The sequence below is a fragment of the Streptomyces sp. NPDC020422 genome (assembly GCF_044386705.1).
In the GTDB taxonomy this organism is placed as follows: domain Bacteria; phylum Actinomycetota; class Actinomycetes; order Streptomycetales; family Streptomycetaceae; genus Streptomyces.
Window position 1 is genome coordinate 116,144 of sequence record NZ_JBIRVJ010000009.1, and the last position, 24,968, is coordinate 141,111.

The 24,968-nt window shown below is 73.5% G+C and carries 26 protein-coding genes; 8 read left to right on the forward strand and 18 right to left on the reverse strand.

The window, feature by feature from the left end; all coding sequences use genetic code 11:
* Positions 1-59: 59 nt before the first annotated feature.
* On the forward strand, positions 60-686 hold the full coding sequence (locus ACH414_RS24635; protein ID WP_382546343.1) for a TetR/AcrR family transcriptional regulator: 627 nt from the start codon (positions 60-62) through the stop codon (positions 684-686).
* Here the strand turns inward: ACH414_RS24635 and ACH414_RS24640 are convergent.
* Complete coding sequence (locus ACH414_RS24640) at positions 677-1,138, reverse strand: MaoC family dehydratase (RefSeq protein ID WP_398943358.1); 462 nt, start codon at positions 1,136-1,138, stop codon at positions 677-679. The two genes, ACH414_RS24635 and ACH414_RS24640, sit on opposite strands and share 10 nt — an antisense overlap.
* Positions 1,139-1,269: 131 nt before the next feature.
* Between ACH414_RS24640 and soxR the strand changes: the two genes are divergently transcribed.
* A complete protein-coding gene (gene soxR / locus ACH414_RS24645) occupies positions 1,270-1,764 on the forward strand; it encodes a redox-sensitive transcriptional activator SoxR (protein WP_398943360.1) in 495 nt (164 codons plus the stop codon).
* Between the two features lie 257 nt (positions 1,765-2,021).
* Here soxR and ACH414_RS24650 read toward each other — a convergent pair whose 3' ends face one another.
* The 6 genes from ACH414_RS24650 to ACH414_RS24675 form a co-directional block, all read right to left on the reverse strand.
* Positions 2,022-3,095, reverse strand: coding sequence for an RNA ligase (ATP) (locus ACH414_RS24650; protein ID WP_391770317.1), 1,074 nt, complete (start codon positions 3,093-3,095; stop codon positions 2,022-2,024).
* Between the two features lie 157 nt (positions 3,096-3,252).
* Positions 3,253-3,972 (reverse strand): 3-keto-5-aminohexanoate cleavage protein, encoded by a 720-nt coding sequence (locus ACH414_RS24655; protein WP_386566511.1) that lies wholly within the window; start codon positions 3,970-3,972, stop codon positions 3,253-3,255.
* Positions 3,972-4,583: a hypothetical protein gene (locus ACH414_RS24660; RefSeq protein WP_382546330.1), complete on the reverse strand. Its 612-nt coding sequence runs from the start codon at positions 4,581-4,583 to the stop codon at positions 3,972-3,974. The genes ACH414_RS24655 and ACH414_RS24660 overlap by 1 nt, the downstream gene beginning before the upstream one ends.
* Positions 4,584-4,741: 158 nt before the next feature.
* On the reverse strand, positions 4,742-6,040 hold the full coding sequence (locus ACH414_RS24665; protein WP_398943363.1) for a serine-threonine protein kinase: 1,299 nt from the start codon (positions 6,038-6,040) through the stop codon (positions 4,742-4,744).
* 71 nt (positions 6,041-6,111) lie between these two features.
* Positions 6,112-7,461 carry an erythromycin esterase family protein gene (locus tag ACH414_RS24670; protein ID WP_382546324.1) on the reverse strand — a complete coding sequence of 450 codons (1,350 nt, stop codon included), beginning with the start codon at positions 7,459-7,461 and terminating at the stop codon, positions 6,112-6,114.
* Positions 7,462-7,547: 86 nt separating this feature from the next.
* On the reverse strand, positions 7,548-8,852 hold the full coding sequence (locus ACH414_RS24675; protein WP_398943366.1) for an exo-beta-N-acetylmuramidase NamZ domain-containing protein: 1,305 nt from the start codon (positions 8,850-8,852) through the stop codon (positions 7,548-7,550).
* Between the two features lie 164 nt (positions 8,853-9,016).
* On the opposite strand from ACH414_RS24675, the gene ACH414_RS24680 reads away from it, so the two are divergent.
* From ACH414_RS24680 to ACH414_RS24695, 4 genes are all read left to right on the forward strand, one after another.
* Complete coding sequence (locus tag ACH414_RS24680; protein ID WP_382546318.1) at positions 9,017-9,790, forward strand: SDR family oxidoreductase; 774 nt, start codon at positions 9,017-9,019, stop codon at positions 9,788-9,790.
* Entirely contained in the window at positions 9,787-11,466 is a 1,680-nt protein-coding gene (locus ACH414_RS24685) for a class I adenylate-forming enzyme family protein (protein WP_398943368.1), read from the forward strand. Before ACH414_RS24680 ends, ACH414_RS24685 begins: the two co-directional genes overlap by 4 nt.
* 38 nt (positions 11,467-11,504) lie before the next feature.
* A complete protein-coding gene (locus ACH414_RS24690; RefSeq protein WP_382546312.1) occupies positions 11,505-12,098 on the forward strand; it encodes a TetR/AcrR family transcriptional regulator in 594 nt (197 codons plus the stop codon).
* Between the two features lie 164 nt (positions 12,099-12,262).
* Positions 12,263-12,820: a hypothetical protein gene (locus tag ACH414_RS24695; RefSeq protein ID WP_382546309.1), complete on the forward strand. Its 558-nt coding sequence runs from the start codon at positions 12,263-12,265 to the stop codon at positions 12,818-12,820.
* A gap of 10 nt (positions 12,821-12,830) precedes the next feature.
* Here the strand turns inward: ACH414_RS24695 and ACH414_RS24700 are convergent, their stop codons facing one another.
* The 9 genes from ACH414_RS24700 to ACH414_RS24740 form a co-directional block, all read right to left on the reverse strand.
* Positions 12,831-14,045, reverse strand: a complete 1,215-nt coding sequence (locus tag ACH414_RS24700) for an acyl-CoA dehydrogenase family protein (RefSeq protein WP_386566497.1) — start codon at positions 14,043-14,045, stop codon at positions 12,831-12,833.
* Positions 14,046-14,051: 6 nt separating this feature from the next.
* Positions 14,052-15,074 (reverse strand): phosphotransferase family protein, encoded by a 1,023-nt coding sequence (locus ACH414_RS24705; protein WP_382546303.1) that lies wholly within the window; start codon positions 15,072-15,074, stop codon positions 14,052-14,054.
* A gap of 786 nt (positions 15,075-15,860) precedes the next feature.
* Positions 15,861-16,772 carry an MBL fold metallo-hydrolase gene (locus ACH414_RS24710; RefSeq protein WP_382546300.1) on the reverse strand — a complete coding sequence of 304 codons (912 nt, stop codon included), beginning with the start codon at positions 16,770-16,772 and terminating at the stop codon, positions 15,861-15,863.
* Between the two features lie 82 nt (positions 16,773-16,854).
* Complete coding sequence (locus tag ACH414_RS24715; RefSeq protein ID WP_382546297.1) at positions 16,855-17,151, reverse strand: hypothetical protein; 297 nt, start codon at positions 17,149-17,151, stop codon at positions 16,855-16,857.
* 144 nt (positions 17,152-17,295) lie between these two features.
* Positions 17,296-17,628, reverse strand: coding sequence for a DUF202 domain-containing protein (locus ACH414_RS24720; protein ID WP_382546295.1), 333 nt, complete (start codon positions 17,626-17,628; stop codon positions 17,296-17,298).
* Positions 17,625-18,020: a YidH family protein gene (locus tag ACH414_RS24725; RefSeq protein ID WP_382546292.1), complete on the reverse strand. Its 396-nt coding sequence runs from the start codon at positions 18,018-18,020 to the stop codon at positions 17,625-17,627. Before ACH414_RS24725 ends, ACH414_RS24720 begins: the two co-directional genes overlap by 4 nt.
* 156 nt (positions 18,021-18,176) lie before the next feature.
* A complete protein-coding gene (locus tag ACH414_RS24730) occupies positions 18,177-18,683 on the reverse strand; it encodes an NUDIX hydrolase (protein WP_382546290.1) in 507 nt (168 codons plus the stop codon).
* Positions 18,684-18,710: 27 nt separating this feature from the next.
* Positions 18,711-19,475, reverse strand: a complete 765-nt coding sequence (locus tag ACH414_RS24735; protein ID WP_386566491.1) for a glucose 1-dehydrogenase — start codon at positions 19,473-19,475, stop codon at positions 18,711-18,713.
* Positions 19,476-19,538: 63 nt separating this feature from the next.
* Complete coding sequence (locus ACH414_RS24740; protein ID WP_398943373.1) at positions 19,539-20,180, reverse strand: TetR/AcrR family transcriptional regulator; 642 nt, start codon at positions 20,178-20,180, stop codon at positions 19,539-19,541.
* A gap of 118 nt (positions 20,181-20,298) precedes the next feature.
* On the opposite strand from ACH414_RS24740, the gene ACH414_RS24745 reads away from it, so the two are divergent.
* Entirely contained in the window at positions 20,299-21,966 is a 1,668-nt protein-coding gene (locus tag ACH414_RS24745) for an FAD-binding dehydrogenase (RefSeq protein ID WP_398943375.1), read from the forward strand.
* 76 nt (positions 21,967-22,042) lie between these two features.
* Here ACH414_RS24745 and ACH414_RS24750 read toward each other — a convergent pair whose 3' ends face one another.
* On the reverse strand, positions 22,043-23,455 hold the full coding sequence (locus ACH414_RS24750) for a GntP family permease (protein ID WP_382546278.1): 1,413 nt from the start codon (positions 23,453-23,455) through the stop codon (positions 22,043-22,045).
* 38 nt (positions 23,456-23,493) lie between these two features.
* On the reverse strand, positions 23,494-24,006 hold the full coding sequence (locus ACH414_RS24755; RefSeq protein WP_386566486.1) for a gluconokinase: 513 nt from the start codon (positions 24,004-24,006) through the stop codon (positions 23,494-23,496).
* A 147-nt stretch (positions 24,007-24,153) separates the two neighbouring features.
* Here ACH414_RS24755 and ACH414_RS24760 point away from each other — a divergent pair, with 147 nt between their 5' ends.
* Positions 24,154-24,855, forward strand: coding sequence for a FadR/GntR family transcriptional regulator (locus ACH414_RS24760; RefSeq protein ID WP_382546273.1), 702 nt, complete (start codon positions 24,154-24,156; stop codon positions 24,853-24,855).
* Positions 24,856-24,968: the final 113 nt, after the last annotated feature.

Here is a 24,968-nt window from a genome sequence, read left to right on the forward strand (position 1 = left end):
AGCGCTTGCTCACCCTCGTTGTATGGTGTTCGTCCCGAAGGCCCGAAGAGGAGAGTGCGATGAGCGTGGCGGAGGAGACGCCCGGCGGCGAGGACATGCCGTGGGGCGAGGTCACGCCCGAAGCGGCCCGGCGGCTGCTGGTCGCTGCCGTCGAGGCGTTCGCCGAGCGCGGCTACCACGCCACCACCACCCGTGACATCGCGGGCCGGGCCGGCATGAGCCCGGCCGCGCTCTACATCCACTACAAGACCAAGGAAGAGCTGCTCCACCGGATCAGCCGGATCGGTCACGACAAGGCCCTGGAGATCCTCCAGGGGGCCGCCGACGGCGGGGGCACGGCCGCGGAGCGGCTCGCCGACGCCGTGCGGTCCTTCGTCCGCTGGCACGCCGAGCGGCACACCACCGCCCGGGTCGTGCAGTACGAGCTCGACGCCCTCGGCCCCGAGCACCGCACCGAGATCGTGGCGCTGCGCCGCGAGTCGGAGGCCACGGTGCGCGGGATCATCAACGAGGGCGTGGCGGCGGGGGAGTTCGACGTCTCCGACGTGGCCGGCACCACCGTCGCGGTGCTCTCCCTGTGCATCGACGTCTCGCGCTGGTTCAACACCCAGGGCCGCCACACGTCCGACGAGGTCGGCGCGCTCTACGCCGACCTCGTGCTGCGCATGGTGGGCGTTCAGAAGTAGTAGCGGGAGACCGACTCGGCGACGCACACCGGCTTGTCGCCGCCCTCGCGCTCCACGGTCACCGTCGCCGTCACCTGCACCCCGCCGCCGGCCTCCGTCACCTCCGTGAGCACGGCGGTGGCGCGCAGCCGCGAGCCCACCGGCACGGGGGAGGGGAAACGGACCTTGTTGGTGCCGTAGTTGATGCCCATCTTCATGCCCTCGACGCGCATGATCTGCGGCACCAGCGTCGGCAGCAGCGACAGGGTCAGATAGCCGTGAGCGATCGTCCGGCCGAACGGTCCCGCGGCGGCCCGCTCCGGGTCGACGTGGATCCACTGGTGGTCGCCCGTCGCGTCGGCGAACTGGTCGATCCGCTTCTGGTCGATCTCCAGCCAGTCGCTGTGGCCCAGCTGCTCGCCGACCCCGGCGCGCAGCTCCTCGGCGGAGGTGAAGATCCTCGGCTCGGCCATGTGTCCGCTCCCTCTCGTCCCTGATGATGTCCCATGCTGTCTAAGCGCTTGCTCAGCATGTGGGGGCGGGCAGGCTCCTGTCAACGGAGCGGGCGGGCCCTCGCGTCGGACCCTCGCGTAGGCTCGACCGGGTGCCGCAGATTCCCGAGAAGATCCATGAACTCACCGTCGGACAGCTGTCCGCGCGCAGCGGCGCGGCCGTCTCGGCCCTGCACTTCTACGAGTCCAAGGGCCTGATCAGCAGCCGCCGCACCAGCGGCAACCAGCGCCGCTACGGCCGTGACACGCTGCGCCGGGTGGCGTTCATCCGTGCCGCCCAGCGGGTCGGCATCCCGCTCGCCACCGTCCGCGACGCGCTCGCCGAGCTGCCGGAAGAGCGCACGCCCACCCACGAGGACTGGGCCCGGCTCTCGGCGACCTGGCGGATCGAACTGGACGAGCGGATCAAGCAGCTCGGCCGGCTGCGGGACCACCTGAGCGACTGCATCGGCTGCGGCTGCCTCTCGCTGGAGAAGTGCGTGCTGTCCAACCCCGACGACGTGTTCGGCGAGCGGCTGACCGGCTCGCGCCTGATGCCGGAGCGCAAGGAGGCCTGGACAGCAGACCCACATGGAAGAACCGCGTGACAGGCCCGAACGGCAGGCCCGACCGGCAGGCCCGCGCCCCCGGCTTGAAGCAAAGCCGTGAACCGAAGCCGTGAACCACGGCTGTGACCCACAGCTGTGGCCCACAGCCGTGGCCCACAGCGCTTCACCACATCTCTGAACCACATCCCTGAACCACATCCCTGAAACACAGCCCTCAACAGCCAGGCCCGCAAAAGGAACGGGCAGGGACCCGCCACCCCCGTGGGCGGACCCCTGCCCGGCTCGGGACGGGCGGATCACTCGTACTCGGTGCCGCCCTTGCGGGTCAGATAGGCCGGGCTGACCGCCTTCGCGATGGCCCGCCCGCCGACCACCGGACTGTGCCGCTCCACCGCCGGACGGATCACGACCCCCTCGCGCAGGTGCAGCTCCCGCCCCGAGACCGTCTCCCGGCCGCTCGCCAGCGCGAGGACCGTGTCCAGGTCGTACGGGCCGGAGTACAGCCGCGGTACGAGGGGCAGCTCGCCCGGCTCCAGGACCTCGGCCGGGTCCAGCCAGCGGACCTGCCCGTCGATCTCGGCCGACAGGTCGAACAGCGCGAACCCGAGGCCGTCCTCGACGCGGGCGTTCGCCCCGTACGCCAGGTCCTGCACCCCCGCCCCGTACACCTCGCCGAACAGGCCCACCCGGCGCGCCCCGAGCCGCTCGGCGAGCCGGGCCGCGACGGCGGGCAGGCCGTGGCCGAGGACGGCGCGCCAGTACAGGTTGCGCGGGTCCTCCTTCAGGGCGAGGCCCTTCGCGCCGAAGCCCTTGGAGGAGACGAGGACCCGGTCCTCGCCGGCCAGATAGGTCACCAGGCAGGCCGTGCCGTGCAGCTTCTCGGTCAGGACGACCGGCTCGCCCGGCGCGAAGACCTCCGGGAAGCGGTGGAGGTTCTCGATCTCGACCCACGGCAGCAGGTCCGGCGCGGACTCCACGTCCCCGCTCATCGTCGGCGGCACCGGCGGCGCCCACTTGACGATCCCGAGCAGCTCGGCGAAGTCCGTGCCCTCGGCCGCCGCGCGGACCAGGTCGACCCCGTCGAGCGCCGCGGGCCGGCACACGATCCCCTGCGACAGCTCCCCGCGCAGCCGCACCGCCTTCACCCGGTCGCTCGCCTTGCCGGCCAGCCGCCCGGTGAGCCCCAGCTCGTCGACGAGCGGCCCCGGCAGCACCGCCTGCTCCGGAATGTAGAGCGCCACGTCACCGGTCCGGTAACTGCCCTTGGCCACGACCGCCCGGTAGAGGCCGACCTGCGCCAGTTCCAGCGCGTCGGCGTTCGGGTGGTCGTGCACGGTCAGGGTCTCGGCGGTGACGCGCAGCGTCGACATGTCAGAACTCCGGTCTCTCGGGGCGTTCCTGAGGTGTGGTCATCGCCGCACACTGTGCCCGGACCGAATTCCCCTGGGCGACCGGTTTACCGGCTGGTAGCGTCGTTCTTTTCGTCGTCGGCCCCGCCTGTTCGACGACGCCTCGACTCCCGCCCGGCTAGGCCGGGGCCGGCGCCGACATCGCCGCCGCCACCAGTCGGGCGTTGGAGCCCGCCGGGCTGCCGTCCGGCAGGAGCAGGGTGTCCTCCAGGCCGATACGGGTCGCCAGCCCCAGGTCACGGGCCAGGCGGAGCACCGGCCAGGCAGCGGCGTCCACGCCGTGCAGCAGCACCGGGCGGGCGTGCGGGGAGCGCGACAGGGCCGCCAGCAGCGCCCGGGCCGTCGCCCCGGCCGTGGCGGGCGAGGGGTCCGCCACCTCGGCCACGACGCGCAGCACGCGCGGGGCCGTCGAGGAGCGCAGGAAGCGGGCCGGACCGTCCGTGCCGGAACGCACACAGGCCTCGACGGCCACGCCCCGGTCGAGCAGGGCAGCGGCGAGGGCCTCGGCCCCCGGCTCGTGCCAGTTGACGCAGGCGCGGTCAGGCAGCACCGTCCACGCGCGGACCCGGGCCAGCCGGCGCACCGGGTCGGCCTCCGAGCGGACCCCGGTCGTCACGCCCACCGGCACGGACACGGCGGCGCGGATCGCGGCCAGCGTGTCGGCGAGCACCCGCGGCGAGAGGGTGTCGCTCCCGCAGGGCGTCTTGGGATGGACGTGCACCTCGTCGGCGCCCGCGGCGACCGCGGCCGCCGCCGCCTCGGCCATGGCGTCCGGGGACGTCGGCACGGCCGCCGCATCCCCGGGGCCGCGGCCCCCGTTGAGACAGACCTGGAGCATCAGGCCACCGAAGCGAGTCGCGGCAGCGCCTCGCCGCGGGTCCGGGCGAGCGCACAGGGCGTGAGGACGGCGCGCGGTATCAGCACCCCGCAGTCCTCGCAGACCGGCCCGAACCACGGCTCGTCCCGCAGCTCCGCCCGCCACTCGATGCGCGGCCCCGCGCAGACCGGGCAGTGCTCGCCCGGCTCCCGCTTCAGCGCGGCCACCAGCCGGCCCACCACCTCGGGCAGCGGCTCCCGCGGATGGCGGGCGGGGTCGTCACAGCGGGCCAGGCCGTTGCCGCCCCAGATCCGCCGGTGCCACTCGTCCAGGGCGCTCGGCCGGCGCAGCCCGTCGTGTTTCTCGCGCCGCCTGCGCTCGGCGAACTCCTCCTCGTACGCGAGCCACACGGCCCGCGCCTGCTCCAGCTCCTCCAGCGCGGCCACCAGCCGCCCCGGATCGGCCTCCCGGTCCTCCGGTCCGAAGCCATGGCTCCGGCACAGATGGTCCCAGGTCGCCCGGTGACCGTAGGGAGCGAACCTCTCCAGGCACTTGCGCAGCGAATACCGTCGCAAGGCCGTGTCGCTCCCCGGATCACGGACTTGTCTCGCGAGACTCCGGAACCCGGCCATGTCTGCCACCTCCGTCGCTAGCACTTCGGCGATATGAGAGGGACGAACGAGAGCCGCTTCGTGTTCCATCGAATGTGCGACGGCGTCCGCCAGCGGCGGCCCGACGGCCGGAACCCGCCCCCCGCCGACCCCGTGCCGGAGGCCCCGCCGACCCCCGCTCAGCGCCCGAAGCGCCCCGCCCTGGCCACCACCCGCGCCAGCTCCGGACGGCAGACGTCGCTGTGTTCCGACACCACCTCGGCCGTGTCCACGCTCACGCACCCCGACGCCGGCAGCCCCTCCCGGAGCACCGCCCGGAGGTCCCGGACGGCGGTTCCGGGAACGGCCTGAATCCCGTCGTAGCCGACCGCCCACCACCGGCGGTCGTCCTGCCCGAGGATCGCGTCGTCGTCGCGCGACAGGCGGGACGCCAGCGGGTAGTAGACCCGCAGCGCCGTGTCGTGGCGGGAGTGGCAGGCCACCAGGGGGCCGTCGACGCGCCGCTGGAGGTCCGGCAGCGATCCGCCGCGGCCGGGGGCGTGGGGCAGCCGGGTGGCGAAGGCGTAGTGGGAGAAGGCACCCTGCAGGAGGGTCACCGACTTCACCGTGCGGGTGCCCTCGGGCAGCCCGAGCACCGCGTGGCAGACGAGCCGGGCGCCGAAGCTGTGACCGGCCAGGTGCACGCGCAGACCCGGCGCCGTCCTGGCGAGCTCCCCGAGCAGCGGGCCGAGGCCCCGGGCGCCGACCACACCCGCGCGGCGCTTCATCGTGTAGTACGTGGCCTGGCGCAGCGCCTCCCTGGCGCCCTTCCACAGCCGCTTCACCCGGTCGCCACCGAGAAGCCGCTCCTCGGCCGGCCGCCCCTCGCCGCGCTCCGCCGCGCCCTCGGCGCCGTCCGCGTCGGGGGCGCCCGCGCCGCCCGCTTCCCCAGTGGCCTCCGCAGTGGCCTCCGCGTCCCCCGCCGCCGCGAACCGCGCGCACATCGCGAGCGGCTCGGCGAGGAGGAAGTCCGGCACCTCCGGGTCGGCGCCGCGCAGCCCCTGACCGCCGGTGTCCGCGGTGTCCGCGGTGTCCGTCAGCTCCCGCAGCAGCGCCCCGAACTCGGCGAACGCCGCCTCGTCCGCCGGCTCCTCGCCCACCAGCTCCGCGAGCCGCGCCACCACCGCCGCTTTTCCGGGCACGGTGGCCGCGAGCGTGGCGAAGTCGGGGACCGGCTCGTCGGAGAACATCATCGAGGGCCAGACCACCCCCGCGTACCCGAGCCGCACGCCTTCCCCGGCGAGGCCGGGGAAGGGGGCGAAGAACGCCGAGTAGAAACGGGTCGCCACGGAGGGGGAGTTGTTCCAGCCGTGGGCGAAGACCACCAGGTCGGTGCACCCGCGGGCCGACCGGGCGAGCCGGTCCGCCTGGCCGGCGGGGCCGTCACCGTCCTTGTCGAAGACGATCTCGCGGTACGGCTCGACACTCATCTCCGTCATGGCCCCGTCCCTCCGCGTCGAGGTGTGCCGTCGGCACCGGCATTCTTCCCCCGCGGCGGGACGGGCAGTCGTCAACTCCGCAGCCTGGCAGCCGAGATGCGCGGGAAGTGCACGAGGGCGTCGTACGAGCGGTTGAGCCGCAGGTCCGCCACGTCACCGTCCCAGGGGTAGGCCGTGCCGATCGACCGCGTCGGCCGGGAGACCCCCAGCCAGGCCCGGGCGGCCGGGGTCGCGGTCCGCAGGTCGAGCAGGAAGGGGGCGGCCGCGACCCGGTCGAGGACGTGCTCGTTGCTGTCGGCGCCCAGCGGCCCGACGGTGAACACCCGGACCGGCTCACCCGGCAGCGTGACGTCGTGGGCGTTGAACGAGCCCCGCCCGAAGGTGGCGCCGATGCTCACGTAGTCCCGGCCGAGCGCGTCGCGCAGGAAGGCGCCCTGGAGCCGCGGGTACTGCTCGGGCCGCTGGGTCTCGTAGCCGATGTGCCCGTCGTGCGCGGACAGCACCATCCGGTCGCCGGTGCGGCGCTGCCACCAGACGGTGTTCTCGGCCATGATCCGGTCGCGGTAGAGCATCGCCTGGGCGGTCTCGTCCCTGCCCGACTGGCCGGTCAGGTCGTACGCGTACTCCGTGCCGACCTGGGCGATGGCCCGGGCGTGCTGCACGGCCCACGCGTGCGCCTCGCGGGCCGCGCGGTCCCGCCCCGACGGCCGCTGCCGCTCCAGGAGCGCGAGGGCGCGTGCGGTGTCGGCGGCCATGGCCCTGCGCTCGGCCAGCGGCCTGGTCAGATAGGCGTTCATCCACGCGTCCACGGTCCCGGTCGGCCGGGAGGCCCGGTAGAGCTCGCGGAATCGGGGGAGCAGCTCCGGCCGCGTCCGGGTCACATAGCCGGTGACCTCGTCGAAGAGGTTCGGGCCCGCGTAGCCCAGGTCGTTGCCCATGAAGCGCACCGGGTGCCCCGGATGGCGCTGGTTGTGCCGCCGCATCCAGGTGAACAGGTCCAGGTACTCCTCGGTGTTCCAGAAGCCGTACGCGTTCTGGAACTCCTCCCGCATGATCTTTTGGATGTCGCCCTTCCCGAAGCGCACGTAGTCGTCGACGAGCAGGCCGGTGCTCCAGTTGGCCTCCAGGGCGAAGGTGGTGAAACCCTGGCGCTCCACGAGCTGTTCGAAGATCCGGTGCTTGGCGCGGAAGAACTCGCCGGAACTGTGCGTGGCCTCGCCGATCCCGACCACCTTCGCCGCACCGACGATCCGCTCCAGGCTCGGGGTGTCGGTCAACGGCCGCGCCGTGAGGGCCAGTTCGCGTGCCGGGTCGGGGCCGGGCGCCTCGCGGGCGGTGGCCGTGGGGGCCAGGAGGCCGACGCACAGGGCGGCGGCGAGCAGGGCGGTCAGGGGACGTCGTCGTCGTGCGAGGGCGTTCATGGATCCAGCCTGTCCGGCGGATACGGAGGCGGACATCCCGCCCGCCTCCGTAACCGCCCGGGGGCCAGCCCCCTTGTCCCGCACCGTCAGCGGTAGATCAGGTACTCCTGCCGCAGCTTCCGGAACGCCGCCAGGTCCCTCTCCCAGGCCGCCACCACCTCGTCCGCCGTCGCGCCCGCGTCGATCAGGGTGCGGACCCGGCTCGACCCGGTCAGCTTGTCGATCCAGTTGTCCGCGCGCCACGCGAAGCCGCTCCAGCTCCGCCGCGCGGTGACGAGCAGCGCGATCCCGGTGCGCACGGGGTCGAAGGCCGCACGGTCGTGGACCATCAGCTGGAGGCCGCCCACCGTCTTGCCCTGGAACTTGGAGAAGGTCGGCGCGAAGTACGCCTCGCGGAAGCGCACCCCGGGCAGCTCCAGCGCGTTCGCCGCCTCCGCCCACCGTCCGTCGACGCCCTCCGCGCCGAGCAGCTCGAACGGGCGGGTGGTGCCGCGCCCCTCGGAGAGGTTGGTGCCCTCGAAGAGGCAGGTCCCGGAGTAGATGAGCGCGGTGTCGGGCGTGGGCATGTTGGGGCTCGGCGGCACCCACGGCAGGCCCGTGGCGTCGAAGAACTCCGCCCGCCGCCAGCCGGTGGCGGCGACCGTCTCCAGCTCCACCGGCCGAGCCAGGAACTCCCCGTTGAAGAGCCGGGCCAGCTCGGCCACCGTCATCCCGTGCGCCTGGGCGATCGGCTCGCGCCCGACGAAGGTCGCGTACGCCCGGTCGAGCACGGGACCGAGCGCGGCCCGTCCGGTCACCGGGTTCGGCCGGTCGAGCACCACGAAGCGCTTCCCGGCGAGCGCGGCCGCCGCCATGCAGTCGTAGAGCGTCCAGATGTACGTGTAGAAGCGGGCGCCCACGTCCTGGATGTCGAAGACCACCGTGTCGACGCCCGAGGCCGTGAACACGTCGGCGAGCGGCTGCCCGCTCTTCAGATACGTGTCGTAGACGGGCAGTCCGGTCGCCGGGTCGTCGTAGCGCCCCTCCGAGCCGCCGGCCTGGGCCGTGCCGCGGAAGCCGTGCTCGGGGCCGAAGACGGCGACGAGGTCGACGCGCTCGTCGGCGTGCATCACGTCCACGATGTGCCGGGCCTCGGCGGTGATGCCGGTCGGGTTGGTGACCACGCCGACCCGCTGACCGGCGAGGCGCGCGTAGCCGTCGGCGGCGAGCCGCTCGAAGCCGGTGAGGACCCGGCGGTCCCGGGCGCGCCCTCCGGCGGGGCCCTCCGCGCCGGCTCCCTCCGGGGCGGCGCCCCGCTCCGCGGCGCGGGCCGCCGCCGCTCCCGTGCCGGTCGCCGCCGCGGCGCCGAGCGCACCGCCCGCGGCCAGCAGGCCACGTCTGGACAGGCTCATTCGGATACCTCCTTGATCGCCTTCCCTGACATGGGCACGCACGCTAGCGCCCGACCGGCCCGCGCGGAACGAGGCGTACCGCCGGAGTCGTTCCGGGCTCTTCCCCGGCTCCATACCGACCGGTTAGTCTGCCCGCGTATCCGCAACGGAGAGGTGGGCCGCCGATGAGTACGGTGCAAGGACTTCAGGGCGCCGCAGTGGTCGTCACGGGAGCGGGCGGCGGCATCGGCGCCGCGCTCGCCCGCAGGTTCGCCGCCGAGGGGGCCCGGGTCGTCGTCAACGACCTCGACCCCGGCCGCACCAAGGCCGTCGCCGACGAGATCGGCGCCCTCGCCGTGCCCGGCGACGCCTCCGCCGTCGTCGAGGAGGCCCGCGCCGCACTCGGCGGCACCGTCGACGTGTGGTGCGCCAACGCCGGACTCGCCTCGCCCGGCGACGCCTTCGCCGACGAGGAGGTCTGGGCCGCCGCCTGGGACGTGAACGTCATGGCCCACGTCCGCGCGGCCCGCGCCCTGCTGCCCGACTGGCTGGAGCGCGGCAGGGGCCGCTTCGTCTCCACCGTCTCCGCCGCCGGACTGCTCACGATGATCGGCGCCGCCCCGTACAGCGTCTCCAAGCACGGCGCGTACGCCTTCGCCGAATGGCTCTCCCTCACCTACCGCCACCGCGGCCTCAAGGTCCACGCCATCTGCCCGCAGGGCGTGCGCACCGACATGCTCACCGCCTCCGGAACGGCCGGCGAACTCGTGCTCGCCCCCACCGCGATCGAGCCCGAGGACGTCGCCGACGCCCTCCTCGACGCCATCGCGAGCGACCGCTTCCTCGTCCTGCCCCACCCCGAGGTCGCCGACTACTACCGGACCCGGGCCACCGACCCCGAGCGGTGGCTGGGCACCATGAACCACATCCAGCAGAAGTGGGAAGGGGCGGGCGCATGAACCCGCAGCAGCGGACCGCCCCCGGCGGGACGGACTCGATCTACGCCGCCAGGCCCTGGCTCGGGCAGCTCAACGCGGCCCAGCGGGCCCCCATCGACCCGCCCCCCACCGTCCTGCACGCCTTCCGTGCCGCCGCCGCCCGCACCCCGGACCACCCGGCCCTCGTCTACTTCGACGGCCGGATCCCCTACCGGGAGGCCGACGAGCTCTCCGACTCCGTCGCCGGACACCTGGCCGCCCGGGGCGTCGGGCGCGGCGACCGGGTCGCCGTCATGCTCCAGAACAGCCCGCACTTCGTCCTCGCCCTGCTCGGCGCCTGGAAGGCGGGCGCCACCGTCGTCCCGCTCAACCCCATGTACAAGTCGGGCGAGGTCGGCCACGCCCTGCGCGACTCCGGCGCCACGGCCCTGATCTGCTCCGACCGCGCCTGGGACGGCTACCTCCGCGACACCGCCGCCGAGGCCGGCGTCCGGATCGCCCTCACCGCCTACGAGCGCGAGCTCCAGACCCGCGACGACCCGCGCGTGCTGAACTTCGAGCAGGTCCCCACCGACACGGACGACCTGCTGGCCGTCGCCCGAGCGGGGCACCCCGCCCCCGAGGGCCGCGAGCCCACGACCGACGACATCGCGCTGATCAGCTACACCTCCGGCACCAGCGGCACCCCCAAGGGCGCCCTCAACCTGCACCGGGGCGTCGTCCACAACGCCGAGCGGCAGCGCACCGGCCACCCCGTCCCCGAGGGCGCCGTCTACTTCGCGCTCGCCCCGCTCTTCCACATCACCGGACTCGTCTGCGAACTCGGCGCCTGCTTCGCCAACGGCGGCACCCTCGCCCTCGCCTACCGCTTCGACGCCGGCGTGGTCCTCGACGCCTTCCTGGAGCACCGGCCCGCCTACACCGTCGGCCCCTCCACCGCCTACATGGCGCTCGCCGCCCACCCGGCCGCCACCCCGGACCACTTCTCCTCCTTCCTCGTCATGTCCTCGGGCGGCGCGCCCGTGCCGCCCGCGCTGGTCGAGAAGTTCCGCGCCGGCTTCGGCCCGTACCTGCGCAACGGCTACGGCCTCACCGAGTGCACCGCCCCCTGCGCCTCCGTGCCCCCGCAGTCCGAGGCGCCCGTCGACCCGGCCTCCGGCACCCTGTCCGTCGGCGTCCCCGGCCCCGACACCGTCGTCCGCATCCTCGACGAGACCGGCGCCGAGGTCCCCTTCGGCGAGCAGGGCGAGATCGCCGTCCGCGGGCCCCAGGTCGTCCCCGGCTACTGGCGGCTGCCCGAGGCCACCGCCGCCACCTTCCCCGACGGCGAACTGCGCACCGGCGACATCGGCTTCATGGACGAGGACGGCTGGCTCTACGTCGTCGACCGCAAGAAGGACATGATCAACGCGTCCGGGTTCAAGGTCTGGCCGCGCGAGGTCGAGGACGTGCTCTACACGCACCCGGCCGTCCGCGAGGCCGCCGTCGTCGGCGTCCCCGACGCCTACCGCGGCGAGACGGTCAAGGCGTACGTGAGCCTGCGGCCGGGTGCCGATGCGGAGCCCGCCGAGCTGTCCGCCTACTGTGAGCAGCGGCTCGCCGCGTACAAGTACCCGCGCGAGGTCGAGATCCTGGAGGAGCTCCCCAAGACGACAAGTGGGAAGATCCTCAGGCGGGACCTGCGTTCCCGCTCCTGAGCACCGGCATGGACGAAAGAAACGAAAGAAGGCGGAGCATGGCCAGGACGACGGACGGCAACGGGGTCCCCGTACCCCAGAGGCTCCTCGCCGCCGCCACCCGGCTCTTCGCCGAGCAGGGGTACGACCGGACCTCCGTCCAGGAGATCGTGGAGGCGGCGGGCGTCACCAAGGGCGCCCTCTACCACTACTTCGGCTCCAAGGAGGACCTGCTCCAGGAGGTCTACTCCCGGGTGCTCCGCCTCCAGCAGGAGCGCCTCGACGCCTTCGCCGGCGCCGACGCCCCGGTGGAGCGGCGGCTGCGGGACGCCGCCGCCGACGTCGTCGTCACCACCATCGAGAACCTCGACGACGCCGCGATCTTCTTCCGCTCCATGCACCACCTCAGCCCGGAGAAGAACAAGCAGGTGCGGGGCGAGCGGCGCCGCTACCACGAGCGGTTCCGCGCCCTGATCGAGGAGGGCCAGCAGGCCGGGGTGTTCTCCTCGGCGACCCCCGCGGACCTGGTCGTCGACTACCACTTCGGCTCGGTCCACCACCTCTCCACCTGGTACCGCCCGGACGGCCCGCTCACCCCCCAGCAGGTCGCCGACCACCTCGCCGACCTCCTGCTGCGGGCCCTGCGCCCGTAGGACCCGCCCGTAGGACCCGCCCGTAGGACCCGCCCGTAGGACCCCGCCTCGCCCGTGCGGGGGAGGCCGGTCCCGCCTCGCGGAGGACGCCCCGGGGCGGGGGAGTCCGTGATGATCGACGTGTCGGTCACCACCCACTCCCTCGTCCCGATAGGAGCCCCGCCGTGCCGAAGAACGCCCTGCGTGCCGCCGCCGTCCTCGTCCTCGTCGCGGCGGTCGCCGCCCCGGTCGCCGTCGCGGCACCCGCGCCCGAGGCGCCGCCGGCCGCGCCGGAGGCCACCAGGACCGTCTCCCTCAAGGGCGCGGCGCGACTCGGCTACGAGGTCCGCACGGAGCAGGTCCGGGTCACCGTCGACGCGCACGCCACCTACGGGCCCGGCTCCCTCCCGACGGGCGCCGGCGGCACCTTCCGGCTCAGCCACGTCATCGACGGCAAGGACTACTGGGGCGACTTCGAGGTCGACTGCCTCACCACCGGCGGCCCCACCGCCACCGTCACCGGCCGCCTCGTCCGCACCAGCCCGGGCCACCCCTGGAACGAGGCCTTCGACCCGCACACCCGCATGGGCCTGAGCTTCTACGTGCCCGGGAACAGCGCGAACGGCAAGCCCCGGGTGGGGCTTGCCGCTCCGCCGCCCAAGGGGCAGCCGCTCCTGACGCCGTGCATGGCGCCCGCCGCCGACATGCCGGTCGTCGAAGGCGGCTACGCCCTGCGCTCCTAGGTCCCGGCCCTCACAGGTACCGCTTCAGCTCACGACGGGCCAGCGAGCGCTGGTGGACCTCGTCGGGCCCGTCGGCCAGCTTCAGCGTGCGCGCCGCGGCCCACAGTTCGGCCAGCGGGTAGTCCTGGGAGACACCGCCGGCGCCGTGCACCTGGACCGCCCTGTCGATGATGTCGACCACCGCGCGCGGGGTGGCGATCTTGATCGCCTGGATCTCGGTGTGGGCGCCCCGGTTGCCGACGGTGTCCATCAGCCAGGCCGTCTTCAGGACGAGCAGCCGCAGCTGTTCGACCGTCACCCGGGCGTCCGCGATCCAGTTCTGCACGACGCCCTGCTGGGCGAGGGCCTTGCCGAAGGCGGTACGGGAGACCGCGCGGCGGCACATCAGCTCGATGGCCCGCTCGGCCATGCCGATCAGCCGCATGCAGTGGTGGATGCGGCCGGGGCCGAGCCGGGCCTGGGCGATGGCGAAGCCGCCGCCCTCCTCGCCGATCAGGTTCGCGGCCGGCACCCGGGCGCCGTCGAAGACCACCTCGGCGTGGCCGCCGTGGGAGTGGTCCTCGTAGCCGTACACCTGCATCGCGCGGCGCACCTCGACGCCCGGGGTGTCGCGCGGCACCAGGATCATGGACTGCTGGCGCCGGATGTCGGCGCCGTCCGGGTCCGTCTTCCCCATCACGATGAAGATCCTGCAGTCGGGGTTCATCGCCCCGGAGATGTACCACTTGCGTCCGTCGACGACGTACGAGTCGCCGTCCCGCCGGATCCGGGTCTCGATGTTGGTCGCGTCGGAGGAGGCCACCTCGGGCTCGGTCATGGCGAAGGCCGAGCGGATCTCGCCCGCGAGCAGCGGTTCGAGCCACTGCTTGCGCTGCGCCTCGTCACCGAACTGCGCGAGCACCTCCATGTTCCCGGTGTCGGGGGCGGCGCAGTTGAGCGCGGTGGGGGCGAGGTGGGGGCTGCGGCCGGTGATCTCGGCGAGCGGTGCGTACTGGAGGTTGGTGAGCCCCGCCCCGTACTCCTCGTCCGGCAGGAACAGGTTCCACAGGCCCTGGCGCCTGGCCTCGGCCTTCAGCTCCTCGACGACGGCCGGGGTGTCCCAGGGGGAGGCGAGCCGGGACCGCTGCTCGTGGGCGACGGCCTCCGCCGGGTACACGTGCTCGTCCATGAAGGCGAGGAGCCGGGCCCGCAGTTCCTCGGTGCGGGCGTCGTACGCGAAGTCCATGACGGATCAGCCTTCCTGGAGGGTCGTGAGGCCGTGCTCGATGAAGACGGGGACGAGTTCGCCGATGCGGTCGAACCCGGCGCCGAGGGTCTGGCCGAGGGTGTAGCGGTAGTGGATGCCCTCCAGGATCACGGCGAGCTTGAACCAGGCGAAGGCCGTGTACCAGGAGACCGCGCCGGTGTCCCGGCCGGAGCGGGTGGCGTAGCGCTCGATCAGCTCGGCGGGGGTGGGGTGGCCGGCGGCCGACGCGGTGGTGGAGACCGGGGAGTCGGGCAGGTCCAGGGGCGCGCTGTACATGACGAGCAGCCCGAGGTCGGTGAGCGGGTCGCCGAGGGTGGACATCTCCCAGTCGAGGACGGCCTTGATGCGGTCGTCGTCGCCGATGAGGACGTTGTCGAGCCGGTAGTCGCCGTGGATCACGGTGGGGGCGGGGGAGGTGGGCAGGGCGCGGCCGAGGGCCGCGTGCAGCTCGTCGATGCCGGGGAGGTCGCGGCCGCGCGAGGCGGCGAGCTGCTTGCCCCAGCGGCGCAGCTGCCGGTCGAGGAAGCCCTCGGGGCGCCCGAAGTCCTCCAGACCGACGGCGGCGGGGTCGACGGCGTGCAGGTCCACGAGGGTGTCGACGAGGGCGAGCACGGCCTCCCGGGTGCGGGCCGGGCCGAGGGGGGCGAGCTGGGCCGCCGAGCGGTACGGGGTCCCCGGCACGAACTCCATGACGTAGAACGGCGCGCCGAGCACCGTCTCGTCCTCGCAGAGCACGACCGCCTCCGGCACGGGCACGGCCGTGCCGCGCAGGGCGCTGATGACCCGGTGCTCGCGCTTCATGTCGTGCGCGGTGGCGAGGACGTGCCCGAGCGGGGGCCGCCGCACGACCCACTGCCGGTCGCCGTCGCCCACGACGTACGTGAGGTTCGAGCGCCCGCCCTCGATCAGCCGGACGTCGAGCGGGCCGGCGACGAGGCCGGGGCGCTCGCGGTCGAGGAACCGGCGCAGGTGGTCGGGGTCGAGACCGGGGGGCGGGCTGGAACTCATGGGGCGTACCTCCGTGATCGGCGTCGCCGCCATGATGACCGACCAGTCGGTATGCCGTCCAGGCCCCACCCCACCCGGGCCGCCACCAGGGCCCCCACCCCGCACGGGCCGCCTCCGCGCGGGGAGCGCGCGCTCCCTCGCCCCCCCCGCGGGCCTCCGCCTCGCCCCCGCCCCCGCACGGGCCGCCTCCGCCCGGGAAGCGCGCGCTCCCTCGCCCCCCCCGCGGGCCTCCGCCTCGCCCCCGCCCCCGCACGGGCCGCCTCCGCCCGGGAAGCGCGCGCCCTCGCCCCCGTCGCGTGGGCCTCCGCCTCGCCCCCGCCCCGCGGAGTGTGGGCAATCGTCCCGCAGGGCGGGACGGGTGGGCACACGGGACGGCGCGCTTAGCGGCGCCTCCGCTCCTCGTGCCTGAGCCCCCGCCCCCACGGTGCCGCACCTGTGGTGCGGGTTCAGGCGCGGAAGCCTAGGCCCGGCAAGGGGCGCCGTCCGTTGTGCCCACCCGTTCCGCCCCAGCGGAACGAATGCCCACAACGGGGGGCGCGAGGCCCACAACGGCGTGCGGGCGCGACCTGGAGGGTGGGCACCGCCCCAGCGGAACGAATGCCCACAGGGGCGGGCCGCAGGCCGGGGAGCGGCGGGTGCGCCGCCCCGGCGGGGCGGTTGCCCGCGGTGCGCGGGCGCCCGCAACGGGGTCGGCCTCAGGGACGGGAGGGGGTGCCACCCGGCGGGACGGATCGCAACGGGCGGGGGCGCCGCCTCGGCGGAGTGGCGGTCCGTCGGTCGCGGGGGTTACGCGTGGCACGCCACCGGGACGCCACCGTTCATCGTCGCCATGTCCGTGAAGATCGTCAGCGGATCCAGCGGCGCCCCCTCCGCCGCCCCCTCCAGCTCCGCGTACGCCCGATGCACGTTCGCCACCAGCCGCTCGCTCTCCCGCCACCCCGCGAACTCCCCGAGCTCCGCCGACCGGGCCGTCTCCAGCGGGCTCGCCCCCTTCGCGTGGCCCTCGCGGGCCAGTTCCCGGACCCAGAGGAGGTAGCGCTCGGTCGCGTCGTACGCGGAGGGGTCGGTGACCTGCCCGTGCCCCGGCACCACCGTCGGCGCGTCGAGCGACCGCAGCAGTTCCAGCGCGCGCAGCGAACCGGCGAGGGAGCCCATCGGCAGGAAGGGCGTGCCGCCGTGGAAGACCAGGTCGCCGGTGAACACCACGCCCTGCTCCGGGAGGTGGACGATCGAGTCGCCGGTCGTGTGGGCCGGGCCCGGGTGGATCACCCGGACCTCGACCTCCCCGACGTACAGCGTCAACGAGTCCCGGTACGTGAGGTGCGGCGGCAGGATCTCGACACGCCCGAAGTCCGTCTGCGGCCACAGCAGATGGAGCTGGTGCCCCGCGGCGAGCTGCTCGGCCCGGCAGTTCTCGTGGCCGATGATCCGCGCCTCCGGCTGGAACACCCCGTTGCCGTACGTGTGGTCGCCGTGGTGGTGCGTCGAGACGATCGTGCGCGGCGCCGCGAGCCCCGCCTCGCGCACCGCGTCCCGCAGCAGCAGCGCGCGCCGCTCGGTCGCTGCGGTGTCGACGAGCAGCGTCTCCCCGCCGTCGCCGAGGAATCCGGCGTTGTTGAGGCACCAGCCCCCGTCGGGTTGGACGAAGGCGTGGACGTTCGGCGCGAGCGCGACCACGTACGGATCGGTGGCAGACAAAGGTGATCCCCCGGATGAGAGCCCAACTGGACAGGGGAAGAGTGCCAGTTGCGCCAGGTCCGGGGGAAGCCGGGGCCACCCGTCAGTGGTCGTCCCAGTGGTTGCCGTGCGCCGCGTGCCGGTGCCCGTCGTGGGCGTAGTCGACGTGGTCGCCGTGCGGCACCGCGGGGTGTCCGCAGTCGGGCCCGTGCGTGTGGTCGGGGTGGGTGTGCGCGACGTGCGAGGTGGACTCGCACTCGTCCCAGTGCCCGGCGTGCTCCCGGTGCAGATGCCCGTCGTGCGCGTAGTCGACGTGGTCCCGGTGGGTGACGGCGGTGTGCCCGCAGGTGGGGCCGTGCGTATGCGCGTGGGTGGGGTGCTCGTGGTGGAGAACGGTCATGACTCCGCCTCTGCGAGGGGACTGCTGACCACCTCAGGCTAGTCCGGAATGTCCGTTTCTTCAGGCCAGGTGGCGCACCCGGGGGCGCGACCGCCCGGCAGCGACCGGCGCGACCGCCCGGCAGCGACCGTCCCGGTCCGTTCGTCAGAGCGCGATCGCCACCGCGAACGCGGCGAACGCGACCGTGCACAGCGCCGCCAGCCACGCGCCCCGCGGCGACAGCGTCCGCGGGCGCGCCGCCCCGAGCGTCTGGATCCGGCGGTGCGCCACGGCCAGGAAGAAGATCCACACCAGCGCGGAGAGCCCCGCGGCGACCACCCCGGCGGGCGTCACGCCCTCCTGGATCGCCTGCTTTCCGGCGAGCACCGCCACCACCGTGCAGGACAGCGTGGTGCGCCGCCAGGCGAGACGGGTCCGTTCGGGCTGGAGCCCCGGGTCCCGGAGGTCCGGCCCGCCCCCGTCGCCCGCCCCGGTCACCGCCCGGCCCAGCCGAAGACGACGACCACCACCATCGCGACCGCGACCACCGCCACCGCCAGGCTCAGCACGGCCGGGAAGCGGGAGACCGGCAGGTCCTCGCCGCGCCGCATGGCCCGCTCGCAGCGGACCCAGTGGTTCACGGCGCGCAGCGCGCACAGCACACCGGCCGCGAGCAGCGTGAGCGCGAAGCCGACCCGGACGCCCCAGCGCAGGTCGGGCAGGAACTGGTCCACGGCGAATCCGCCGCCGACCAGGGCGAGCGAGGTCCGGATCCAGGCGAGGAAGGTCCGCTCGTTGGCCAGGGAGAAGCGGTAGTCGGGGGTCTCGCCCTCCTCCCGGAGGCGCTGCGGTGCGAACCACAACCGCAGGCTCTGTATGAAGTCGCTCACGCGGGAACCCTATCCGTCGGATGATCGCACCGCCCGACGGCCGGGCCCCGCCCCGATGCCCACGGCCCCGCACCGCCCGACGGCCCCACCTCGTCGCCCCGCTTTGTCTCACCGCCTCGCCTCACCGCCTCGCCGGGCCCCGCCCCGCCGCCGGCCTCACCGCCCCCGCAGCCGCTCGTACGCCGCGAGCCCGTCCGGCACCCACTGCCACTCGCCGAGCCGCGCCTGAAGCTCCTCCTCCGGCAGGAACGCGTGCCAGGCCACCTCCTCCGCCTGCGGCCGCACCGGCAGCTCGCAGCGGACCTCGTACACCGCCGACCACCACTTCCCGGCGACGCCCCCGGAGTCGTACAGGAAGCGGAACAGCGGCTCGGGCCGGGGCAGCCCGCGGACGCCCAGCTCCTCCTCGGCCTCCCGCAGGGCGGCGTCGTCGTAGGACTCGCCGGCGCCCACCACCCCGCCGACGAACATGTCGTACAGGGACGGGTACACCAGCTTCGTCGGGGTCCTGCGGTGCACGAAGATCCTGTCCTCCGCGTCCCGCACCCGGATGAAGGTGCAGCGATGGATCAGGCCCCGCGCGTACACCTCACCGCGCGGAGCCTGTCCGATGACCCGGTCGTCCTCGTCGACGACGTCGATCACTTCCTCAGCGGCGCTCATGCGCCCATGAAATCACCGCCGCCCGCGTCACTGCCCCATGACGTACTTCACCGTCGGACCGGTGGTCCAGCCGCCGTCCACCGCCAGCTCCGCCCCGGTGACGTACGAGGCGGCGTCCGAGAGCAGGAAGACGACCGCGCCCGCGATCTCGTCCGCCTCGCCGACCCGGCCCATCGGGGTGTTGGGGTACTTGCCCTCGCCCTTCTCGATGCCGACGGAGGCCGTCATCGGGGTGTACGTCATGCCCGGGTGGACCGAGTTGACGCGGATCCGCGCGGTGCCGAGCTCCACCGCGCCGATCTTCGTCAGCCCGCGCACGCCCCACTTGGAGGCGCCGTAGCCGGCGGTCAGCGCGAGGCCCATCAGGCCGGCGGCGGAGGAGATGTTGACGATCGAGCCGCCGCCCGCCGCCTTCATCGCGGGGATGGCGGCCTTCATGCCGATGAAGACACCGGTCAGGTTGATGTCGAGTACCTTGCGGAAGTGCTCGACCGACTCGCTCTCCAGGAAGGCGCCGGTCGAGATCCCCGCGTTGTTCACCAGACCGTGCAGCCCGCCGAACTCCTCGACGGCGTAGGCCACCGCCGCGGCCCACTCCTCCTCCGAGGTCACGTCGTGGTGGAGGAACCGGGCCCGCTCGCCGAGCTCGGCGGCGGTGGCCTTGCCCTCCTCGTCGAGGACGTCGGTGATGACCACCGAGGCCCCGGCGGCCACCGCCTGCCGGGCGGCCTCGGCGCCCAGGCCGCGGGCGCCGCCGGTGATGAGCACGGTCTTTCCGGTGAGGTCGTTCATGGGGGTCCCTTCGGGATCGTCTCTGCCGCCGGTCCGGTGCCGGGTCGGGTTGCCGGAGCGGTGTCAGATCGGGTGTCGGACGCTCCGGGGCTGTGCGGCCCGGAGCAGCGCGGTGGTGGTCTCGACGAGGTCGGCCAGGAAGAGCGGCTCGTCGGTCAGCGGTTCGGTGCCGTCCAGGTACTGCCGGGCCCGGTCCGCCATCGCCGCGCCCACGACGGTCAGCGCCAGGTCGAGCCGCTCGAGCCGGAGCGGCAGGGGCAGCCCGGCGGCGGCCAGGCAGGCCTCCAGGCGCTCGATCAGGCGCCAGTAACCGGTGCCCGCGAGCGTGGGGTGCGGGGTGCGGGTGCGCACTCCGCTCTCGTGGCTGAGCTGCGCGGAGATCCGCAGACAGCGCCGGCCCCGGTCGGTGCGCAGCTCGCTCGCCTCGGCCGTGACCAGTGCGGCGACCAGCGCGTGCGGCTCGTCGGCGGCGGCGTCGAGGAGCGGGGCGAGCACCTGCTCGGTGCGCAGCTGCCGGCCGGCCATGACCGCGTCGAGCAGTCCGGCGCGGGAGCCGAAGTGGTACTGCACGGCGGAGGGGTTGCCCTGCCCGGCGAGGCTCACGACGTCCCGGAGCTGGGCCCCGTCGACGCCCTTGTCCGCGAAGACCTGCTCGGCCGCGCGGATCAGCTTCTCCCGGGTCTCGGGCCCTGACGTCCTTGCCATACGACCATATTAATGCTCGACATTAGAAAACGGGAGGGGCGGCGGACCCGGGTTCGGATCTCCGGGAAATCGCCCGCAACCGTTGACTCGATACATCGATGTATCCAAGATGCGGTCCATGGCATCTCATGAGGCGTACGACGCCGACGTCATCGTCATCGGAGCCGGTCTCGCCGGTCTCGTCGCCACCGCCGAGCTGGTCGACGCGGGCCGGTCCGTCATCCTGCTCGACCAGGAACCCGAGCAGTCGATCGGCGGCCAGGCCCACTGGTCCTTCGGCGGCCTCTTCCTCGTCGACTCGCCCGAGCAGCGCCGGCTGAGGATCCGCGACAGCCACGACCTCGCCCTCCAGGACTGGCTCGGCACCGCCGGCTTCGACCGCCCCGAGGACCACTGGCCGCGCCGCTGGGCCGAGGCGTACGTCGACTTCGCCTCCGGCGAGAAGCGCGCCTGGCTGCACGGCCTCGGCGTGCGCTTCTTCCCGGTCGTCGGCTGGGCCGAGCGCGGCGGCTACGACGCCACCGGCCACGGCAACTCCGTACCCCGCTTCCACATCACCTGGGGGACCGGGCCCGGTCTCGTCGCCCCCTTCGAGGCCCGGGTCCGCGAGGGCGTCGCCCGGGGCCTGGTCCGCTTCCGCTTCCGCCACCGGGTGACCGGCCTCGCCCGCACCGGGGGCACGGTCGACACCGTCACCGGCGAGGTCCTGGCCCCCTCCGCCGCCCCGCGCGGCACCGCCAGCAGCCGCGAGACCACCGGCGAGTTCAGCCTGCGCGCCCAGGCGGTGATCGTCACCTCCGGCGGCATCGGCGGCAACCACGACCTGGTGCGCGCCCAGTGGCCCGAGCGGCTCGGCACCCCGCCCGCCAGGCTGCTCTCCGGCGTCCCCGCCCATGTCGACGGACTGATGCTCGGTGTCGCCGAGGAGGCCGGCGCCCACCACGTCAACCGCGACCGGATGTGGCACTACACCGAGGGCATCGAGAACTGGAACCCGATCTGGGCCCGGCACGGCATCCGCATCCTGCCCGGCCCGTCCTCCCTCTGGCTCGACGCGACCGGCAAGCGGCTGCCCGTGCCGCTCTTCCCCGGCTTCGACACCCTCGGCACCCTCGAACACATCATGCGGACCGGCCACGACCACACCTGGTTCGTGCTCGACCAGAAGATCATCGGCAAGGAGTTCGCCCTCTCCGGCTCCGAACAGAACCCCGACCTCACCGGCAGGTCGGTCCGCGACGTCATCGGCCGCGCCCGCACCGACGTCCCGGGACCCGTGAAGGCCTTCATGGACAGAGGCGCCGACTTCGTCGTCGAGCGGGACCTGGCCGCCCTGGTCCGCGGCATGAACCGGATCACCGGCAAGGACCTGATCGACGAGGCGGAGCTGCGCCGCGAGATCACCGCCCGCGACCGCGAGATCGCCAACCCCTTCACCAAGGACCTCCAGGTCACGGCCATCCGGGGCGCCCGCCGGTACCTGGGCGACCGCCTGATCCGTACGGCCGCCCCGCACCGCATCCTCGACCCGAAGGCCGGCCCGCTGATCGCCGTGCGCCTGAACATCCTCACCCGCAAGTCCCTCGGCGGCCTGCAGACCGACCTCTCCTCCCGGGTCCTCACCGAGACCGGCGAACCGCTGCCCGGTGTCTACGCGGCGGGCGAGGCGGCCGGCTTCGGCGGCGGAGGGGTCCACGGCTACCGCTCCCTCGAAGGCACCTTCCTCGGCGGCTGCCTCTTCTCCGGGCGCGCGGCCGGCCGCGCGGCGGCCCGGGCGGTGGGCTGACCCGGCGGCCGGCACGAAGACGCGGGCCGGTCGTCGGAGGGGACGACCGGCCCGCGGGCCCAGCGGCTGCGCCGCGCTACAGCACCAGCGACAGCAGCAGCACGAACACGATGCCGACCACCGAGATGATGGTCTCCATCACCGACCAGGTCTTGATCGTCTGGCCGACGTTCATCCCGAAGTACTCCTTCACCAGCCAGAATCCCGCGTCGTTGACATGGCTGAAGAAGAGCGAACCCGCGCCGATCGCGAGGACGAGCAGCGAGACCTCACCCGTCGACATGCCCGCGGCCAGCGGGGCCACCAGGCCGGCCGCCGAGATCGTCGCCACCGTGGCCGAGCCGGTCGCGAGCCGGATCGCGACGGCGATCAGCCAGGCGAGCAGCAGGGCCGGGATCGACCAGTTCTCGGAGAAGTCGAGGATCATCTGCCCGACGCCGATGTCGATCAGGGTCTGCTTGAAGCCGCCGCCCGCGCCGACGATGAGCAGGATGCCCGCGATCGGGGCGAGCGACTTCTCGACGGTGGAGGACAGCCGCTCCTTGGAGAACCCGGCCGCGCGGCCCAGGGTGAACATGCCGACTATGACGGCGGCGAGCAGCGCGATCAGCGGGGAGCCGATGACGTCGGTGACCTTCTGCACGCCGTTCTCGGGGTCGTCGACCACGATGTCGACGAGCGCCTTCACCAGCATCAGGACGACCGGCAGCAGCACGGTGGCGACGGTGGCCCCGAAGCCGGGGCGCTTCTCCAGGTCCTCCGAGGGGCGGGTGGCCCCGTCAAAGGAACTCAGCATCCTCTCGGGGGCCGGGATGTCCACCCAGCGGGCCGCGTACCGGGAGAAGACCGGACCGGCGATGATCACGGTCGGGATCGCGACGACCAGGCCCAGGGCGAGCGTGACGCCCAGATTGGCACCGACCGCGTCGATCGCGACGAGCGGGCCGGGGTGCGGCGGGATGAGCCCGTGCATGACGGACAGACCGGCGAGGGCCGGGATGCCGATCCGCATCAGCGAGTAGTTGCCGCGCTTGGCGACCAGCAGCACCACCGGGATCAGCAGCACGATGCCGACCTCGAAGAAGAGCGGCAGACCGATCACCGAAGCGATCAGGACCATCGCCCACGGCATGGAACGCCGGCCGGCCTTCGCCAGGATCGTGTCGACGATCTGGTCCGCGCCGCCCGAGTCGGCGAGCAGCTTGCCCAGGATCGCGCCGAGCGCGATGAGCACGCCCACACCGGCGACGGTGGCGCCGAGGCCGGTGGTGAAGGACTTGATGGTGGCCGCGAGCGGGGCACCCGCGAACGCGCCGAGCGCCAGCGACCCGATGGTCAGCGCCAGGAACGCGTGCAGCTTGAACTTGGTGATGAGCAGGACGATGACGGCGATGCCGGCGAGGACGGCGATGCCGAGCTGGGCGTTGCCGGCCGAGGTGATCGGTTCGGCGGCGTCCGCTGCCAGGATCTCGACGCTGAGACTGGTCACGGTGGGTCCCTCGGGGGTCAGGGGATGGGGGCAGGGGGTCAGACGGAGAGCCGGCGCAGTGCCGCGACGGCCCGAGCGGTGATCTCTTCGGGGGTGCCGGAGACGTCGACGGCGACGCCGGCCTCGTCCTCCTGCAGCGGCTGCAGGGTGGCGAACTGGGAGTCGAGGAGCGCGGTCGGCATGAAATGGCCCTTGCGGGCCGTCATGCGCCGCTCGATGAGCTCCCGGTCGCCGGTCAGATGGAGGAAGACCACACCGGGGGCGGCGGCCCGCAGCCGGTCCCGGTAGCCGCGCTTCAGCGCGGAGCTGCTCACCACGCCGCCGAGCCCCGCCCGGCCGTGCGCCCACCGCCCGATGGCGTCGAGCCAGGGCTCCCGGTCCGTGTCGTCCAGCGGGGTGCCGGCCGACATCTTGGCCACGTTGGCCGCCGGGTGGAAGTCGTCGCCCTCCGCGTACGGGACGCCGAGCGCCTCGGCCACCAGGGGGCCGATCGTGGTCTTGCCGGTGCCGGCGACGCCCATCACGACGACGACGTGCGGGGTGGTGCTCATGGGTGGTGCCTCGCTGTCTTCTTCGACATCGATCCGTCGCGCTCATGAAACCTGTTGGGTACGACGTATTCAAGAGCTTGAGACAAATAAGTCGTACTTAATCTTCCCGGCGTGATCATGTGTGTGATCACGCATAGGCTGGCCACCATGACGACACCGGCCCAGGGGCTCCATCCGCACGTCCTGACCACCCTGGGTCTCGCGATCACCGCCGGGGAGTACCCGCCCGGCAGCGTGCTGCGCACCGACGAGCTCGCCGAGCGCTTCGAGGTCTCCCGGACCGTGGTGCGCGAGGTCGTGCGCGTCCTGGAGTCCATGCACCTCGTCGAGTCCCGGCGCCGGGTCGGCGTCATCGTGCTGCCGGCCGAGCGCTGGAACGTGTACGACCCCCAGGTCATCCGCTGGCGGCTGGCCGGCGCCGACCGCCCCCGCCAGCTCCGCTCGCTCACCGTGCTGCGCTCCGCGATCGAGCCCGTCGCCGCCGGACTCGCCGCCGTGCACGCCACCCCCGAGCAGTGCCGCGAGCTCACCGAGCAGGCCCTCGGCATGGTCGCCACCTCGCGGGGCCGCCGCCTGGAGGAGTACCTGGTGCACGACATCGCCTTCCACCGGGTCGTCCTCAACGCCTCCGGCAACGAGATGTTCGCCCGCCTCGGGGACGTGGTGGCCGAGGTCCTCAGCGGCCGCACCCGCCACCAGGTGATGTTCGAGGACCCCGACCCGGCCGCCGTCACCCTGCACGTCCAGGTCGCCGAGGCGGTACGGGAGAGGGACGCGGCCCGCGCCGAGGCGCTCACCCGGGAGATCGCGGTCGGCGCTCTCAAGGAACTGGACGTTCTCGCTCCGTAACACGTAGTTAACGCGCGCGTAACCTCTGAACTAGCTCAAATCCGGGCTTTCGGTGACATCGGTCACAGTCAGCGAGCGGGTGCAACCGTGAGGATGTGCGCTGGCCCTGCCCG